This is a genomic window from Mesorhizobium sp. M4B.F.Ca.ET.089.01.1.1 (assembly GCF_004022605.1).
Taxonomy (GTDB): domain Bacteria; phylum Pseudomonadota; class Alphaproteobacteria; order Rhizobiales; family Rhizobiaceae; genus Mesorhizobium; species Mesorhizobium abyssinicae.
Genome location: NZ_RZOS01001576.1, coordinates 1 through 390, shown reverse-complemented (window position 1 = coordinate 390; position 390 = coordinate 1). Strand labels below are relative to the sequence as shown.

At 57.9% G+C, this 390-nt stretch carries 1 protein-coding gene; it reads right to left on the bottom strand.

Going from position 1 to position 390, the window contains the following annotated elements; all coding sequences use genetic code 11:
- Positions 1 to 68 precede the first annotated feature (68 nt).
- A partial coding sequence (locus EN780_RS38360; protein WP_128276686.1) for an autotransporter domain-containing protein occupies positions 69 to 390 on the bottom strand: 322 nt, incomplete at its 5' end.

Sequence of the window (390 nt, the reverse complement as noted above, 5' to 3'; positions counted from 1 at the left end):
TTTCAATAGAGATGGCTGTCAGTTCGCTGCTGGAATCGGGCATGACATATCGCCCTCCCTTGCGGCGATTAAAACCGAACACTGAGTTTGGCGTTGAAGCCATGCTCCTGCGCGTCCGAGGCAAGCTGACCTTTATAGGTAAGCCCGATGGTTGCCTTGTCGGTAAGGTTGACATCGATACCAGCTTCGAAGACGGCAGCGTTCTTTGCGATTGGCGTTCCCTCCACGGCGAAGGATGAGCCGCCTGTGAAGGCAAGCGCCGTTTCAGGCACCACATCGCCGAACGCATGACGCCAGCCGATACCGCCACGGGCGGTTGTATTGACGGAACCAAGCGGGAAAGCGGTCGAGGCGCGCAGCCCTATCGTGGTGAATGTCGTGTCGCTCGAC